The following is a 4615-nucleotide window of genomic DNA, read 5'->3' on the forward strand; positions in this document are numbered from 1 at the left end:
ATCGGCAACCGTCCCCGCCCGCACCGCCGCATCGGCGGCGTTCCCGGCGAGCGTGTACGTGTAACCGACCAGCACGCACTGCCAGATGGCGATGAGCGTGACGAGGATGACGGGGAGCATCCCGGTGAACTCGACGGCCACCTGGCCCCGGTCACCGGTGAGGCGGCGTGGCGGAGCAGCGGCGAACCCGCGTCCCGTCGCGCCGGTGAGTCGGCGTCTCATCGCGCTCACTCCTTCCGCCGCCGCAGCCCCGCCGACCCCCGGTCCCCGCCGCGTGCCCGGCGTCCCTGCGGGGTCTCCGGGGCTTTGGCGAGGCCGAGTTCACCGGCGAGGGCCCACAGGGCCTGGCGTACCGGGCCCTTGGGGTCGAGGGCGTGCAGGCGGCCCGAGTCGACGGCGGCCTGCAACTCCTTGAAGTGGGCCGGAACTGCCGTCGCCGCCAGGGCTGTTCCGGTGATCTTCTGGATCAGGCCCGGCTGGATCTCGGTGGCGCGGGAGTGGCGGTTGACCACCACGGTCGTCTCCTCGGCCTTGCGGATCTGGAGGCGGTCCCACATGCGGACGGTGCGTTTGGCGCCCCGGACGGACACCACGTCGGGGGTGGTGACCAGCAGCGCCGTGTCGGCCGTCTCCACCGCCGCCGCGCTCGCGCCGCTGAGCTGGGCACCGCAGTCGACGACGACGACCTCGTAGCGGGCGCGCAGCGCGCCGACGATGTGCCGGGCCGCCCGGTCGGTGACCTCCTCGCCGCGCTCCCCGTCGCCGGGGGCGAGCAGGAGGTCCACGCCCGTGTCGTGGCGGAAGACGGCCTCGGCGAGGATGCGGGGGGAGATGTCGGTGATGGCGGCGAGGTCGACGACCGAGCGGCGGAACTGGACGTCGAGGTAGGAGGCGAGGTCGCCGGTCTGGAGGTCCAGGTCGCACAGGGCGGTCGTCCGGCCCGACGCCTGGGCGGCGAGGGCGAGTTGGATCGCCGTGAGGGTCGTGCCGACGCCGCCCTTCGCGCCGCTGACGGTGACGACGGTGCCGCCGGGGCCGGTGAACACGTCGGTGGAGCCGCCGAGATGGCGCCGGACGCCGGTCGACCACTGGGCGACGGCCTGGACGCGGGTCGCGAGGTCGTCGTAGGCGAGGGGGAAGGTGATCAGGCCACGTGCGCCGGAGTCCATGGCGGCGGAGAAGAGGCCGGGGGACGCGTCGGTGGTGACGAGGATGACGCCGACCGCCGGGAAGCGCAGGGCGACTTCGCGGACGAGTTCCAGCGCCGGCACGGGGCCGATGCGTTCGTGGACGACGACGACCTCGGGGAGTTCGTCGACGGACTCGGCGGCCAACCGGGCGAGCGTGTCGACGAGTTGCGTCGAGTCGGTGACCGGCGGGACGGGTTCGGCGTCGGGCAGCTGGCTCAGCAGGGAGACGAGGGAGCGGACCGCGTCCGCGTCGCCGACGGCCGGGAGGATCCTCGTGGGCATGGTCGGCCTCTCACTTGTCCGTGGCGAGCTGGTAGGTGCGGTCCTTCTCCGGGACGGCCGTGCCGGTGCCGGGCGCGACCAGCGCGAGGCGGACCCGCTTCGCGAACGACTCGGCGTACGTGATCCGTTGGGCGTCCAGTGTGGAGAGGGCGAAGGTGATCGGCACCGCCTGGGTGGGGCCGGCGGAGCGCTCGTCGCGGTCGGGTTCGAGGGCCGTGAGCTTGCCGACGTCCAGGACGCGCGCGTTGGTGACGATGATCTTCGAGACGTCCGGGTCGGCGTCGCGGGCGCCCTCGAAGGTGGCGTACACGTTGACGGACGCGCCCGCCGTGATCTTCCCGGCGACGCCGGTCGCCGCGTCGATCATGATGGCGACCTCCTGTTCGTCGGGGCGCAGCGCGGGCTGGTCGACGACCATGTCGCTCTGGAGGAGGGAGCCGGCCTTGAGGGTCGTGACGGCGATCTTGCCGCGGATCGCGGCGAGGTCGGTGACGGCGTTGTCCGACAGCCACCGCTTCGGCATCGAGATCTTCTCGAACTGCCCGGCGGACAGGGCGGTGTAGGGCGCCACGTCGCTCTTGACCTGGTAGGCGGCGACCTCGGGCCCGACCTTCGACTTCACGTCGTCGACGACGGACAGCACGCCGGCGAACGCGCCGAGGGCGCACAGGACCGACAGGAGCAGAAGGATCACGCCGCGGCGCTGACGGGAGTTCATGAGCCGTGCAACCTCGTTGGGGGGTCGGGTCCAGCGGACGGGGTCGGGTCAGCCTGCCGGGAGCGCGTGGCGGGGACCGCCGGTGGTGAGCGCGCGGACCGGTTCGGCGGGGACGGGTGGCGGGGTCGCGGAGCAGAAGACGCAGCGGTCTCCGATGACGTCGACCCCGCACCAGTGGCACACCGACTGCCGTACGGAGGTGACGAGTTGGTACAGCACCGACAGGTCCGGCAGATAGGCGCAGAACTCGACGAGCTTGCCGGTCCCCCACCACGCGGCGGACTCGGCGGGGAGCGGGGTCTCGCGCAGTCCCTGGGTACGCCAGGCAGGGGCGAGGGTCTCGGTCACCCACTCCGCGGGGAGCTGTCCCCTGGCCAGCAGCAGCCACGTACCGAACTCGGGTCCGGGGACGGTCACTCCGGGTCCGGCCTTCACCAACTTCGGCTGGGGGTGGGCGAGTACGGCGAACTGGCTGCCGGGGACCCAGGAGCGGGCGTGCGAGGTGAGGGTGACCGGGACGTGGTCGAGGCGGGCGACGGAGCCGAGGAGGGCGCCGGCGTGGATGTAGTGGGTGAGGAGCCGTCCCGCCGACGCCAGGACGCCGGGGCTCAGGTCGCAGGAGGCGAGCTGCCTCAACTGGCGGGCCAGCACGGCGAGGCCGAGGGGCGGGAGGTCGGGCTGGAGCAGGGCTATCCGGTCGCTCTCCAGCAACGAGCGGACCGTGTGCAGCCGTTGGACGACGGCGGCGGGGGCGGCCTTGGAACAGACGACGACGAGATGGCCGTAACTCTCCACGGCGCCCTGCACCGTGGCCACGGCCTGCTCCAGCGGCTGACTCTCGATGCCCTCCAGCACGACGGCCGGCACCGTACGCTCGTCCTGCGCCGGCAGCGCGAGACCCGCACCGGTCACCGCAATGGCAGTTGGCACGCGCAGCTCCCCGATTCCCGCGGTCCGGCACATCGGCGTTACTCCGGTGCACCGGGATGACTTCATTGCGTGACTACCTCAGCACTGTATCCACGCCTCACCACCGGGAGAACAGCTTTCGTGAGCCGGTAACGAAGTCTTCTCCGGAGCTCCACCGGCCAACTGCCCCCAAACCGCCGCAACTCACCTCCACGTACCCTCCACAAGCGGAGTGCGCGCCTTCCTTGCAACATTTCCGGGGGACCGTCGCGTCGACAGGGACAGAAGGTGCCGGCACACCAGGGGGACACGGATGAGACAGGCGCGGGCGGACGAGTACGCGGAGTTCGCCGCGGCGCGCGCCGGGCAGCTGTACCGGTCGGCGTGTCTGATGACGGCCGGGGACACGTACCTCGCCGAGGACCTCGTGCAGGAGGCGCTGGGGAAGATCTACGTCCGCTGGGGGCGCGTCTCGAAGGTGGAGAACCCGGCGGCGTACGCGCAGACCGTCCTCACCCGCGTCTTCCTCACGCACCGGCGCCGCCGCAGCAGCGGTGAGCGGGCGACGGACGCGTTCCCCGACCTGCCGGCCGCGGAGGAGGCGGACGCGCCCCTGCGGCTCACCCTGCTGCAAGCGCTGGCCCGCCTCTCCCCCAAGGACCGCGCGGTCGTCGTCCTGCGGTACTGGGAGGACCGCTCGATCGAGGAGACCGCGCACGCGCTGCACACGACGTCGGCCGCCGTCCGCAGCCGCAGTTCGCGCGCGCTGCGGCGGCTGCGGGAGCTGCTGGGCGAGGGGATCGGCGAGTACGCGCGGCCCTGAGACCGGCTCCGGACACCAACTCACCCGACCAGAAAGGGCGGTTCACCATGCCCGAGCACGACCCCTTCGAGCGGCACCTCGCCGAGGCCCTCCAGGAGACCGGCGACACGTTCACCCCCGACCGCGCGGAACTCGTCGCGGGCGGCGTCCGCCGGGGCCGCGTCCGGCGGCTGCGGCAGCGGTTCGCGGTGATCGGCGGCAGCGTGGCGGGGGTGGCGGCGCTGGGCGTCGGCGGCACTCTGCTGACCGCGCCGGACGACACTCCCCGGAACGTCGGCACGGGCACGGCGGCGGCGTCGACACCGGCGTCGTCCCCCGCCTCCCCGGACATCACCGAGATCCTCAAGAAGCTGCTCCCGCGAGGCACGTTCACCGTCGGCGAGAACGGCGGCTCCACCGTGTCCGGCGTCTTCGACGACGGCAAGGGCGCCGCCGCGCTCTCCCTCTCCGTCGGTCTCGCGTCCCTGAGCGGCGCCGACGGCTGCCCGGACCCGGTGTTCCAGCCCCACGACGCCTGCACGACGCAGCGCCTCGCGGACGGTTCCCGGGTCACCGTCTTCCAGGGGTACGAGTACCCGGACCGCCGCGAGGAGACGAAACTCTGGTACGCGGACCTGACCACCCCGGACGGCACACACGTGAACCTCTCGGAGTGGAACTCCCCCGCGGAGAAGGGCGAGAAGACCACCCGCC

Annotated in this window: 5 protein-coding genes and 1 pseudogene; 2 read left to right on the forward strand and 4 right to left on the reverse strand. The window is 72.6% G+C overall.

Annotated features, from left to right (window positions below):
* From AOK24_RS12855 to AOK24_RS12870, 4 genes are all read right to left on the reverse strand, one after another.
* Positions 1 to 222: TadE family protein (locus AOK24_RS12855; protein WP_167376831.1), on the reverse strand; the 222-nt coding region annotated here is incomplete at its 3' end.
* A gap of 5 nt (positions 223 to 227) precedes the next feature.
* Positions 228 to 1472 carry a CpaE/TadZ family protein gene (locus tag AOK24_RS12860; protein ID WP_055720193.1) on the reverse strand — a complete coding sequence of 415 codons (1245 nt, stop codon included), beginning with the start codon at positions 1470 to 1472 and terminating at the stop codon, positions 228 to 230.
* Between the two features lie 10 nt (positions 1473 to 1482).
* Positions 1483 to 2190, reverse strand: coding sequence for a Flp pilus assembly protein CpaB (cpaB, locus tag AOK24_RS12865; protein WP_055720194.1), 708 nt, complete (start codon positions 2188 to 2190; stop codon positions 1483 to 1485).
* 48 nt (positions 2191 to 2238) lie between these two features.
* Positions 2239 to 3153: a hypothetical protein gene (locus AOK24_RS12870; protein ID WP_107103943.1), complete on the reverse strand. Its 915-nt coding sequence runs from the start codon at positions 3151 to 3153 to the stop codon at positions 2239 to 2241.
* 259 nt (positions 3154 to 3412) lie between these two features.
* Here AOK24_RS12870 and AOK24_RS12875 point away from each other — a divergent pair, with 259 nt between their 5' ends.
* Together AOK24_RS12875 and AOK24_RS12880 are read left to right on the forward strand one after the other, a co-directional pair.
* Complete coding sequence (locus tag AOK24_RS12875) at positions 3413 to 3922, forward strand: SigE family RNA polymerase sigma factor (RefSeq protein ID WP_055720196.1); 510 nt, start codon at positions 3413 to 3415, stop codon at positions 3920 to 3922.
* A 47-nt stretch (positions 3923 to 3969) separates the two neighbouring features.
* A pseudogene (locus AOK24_RS12880) lies at positions 3970 to 4615 on the forward strand (hypothetical protein); the annotation flags it as partial.

The organism is Streptomyces niveiscabiei (assembly GCF_001419795.1).
GTDB lineage: Bacteria > Actinomycetota > Actinomycetes > Streptomycetales > Streptomycetaceae > Streptomyces > Streptomyces niveiscabiei.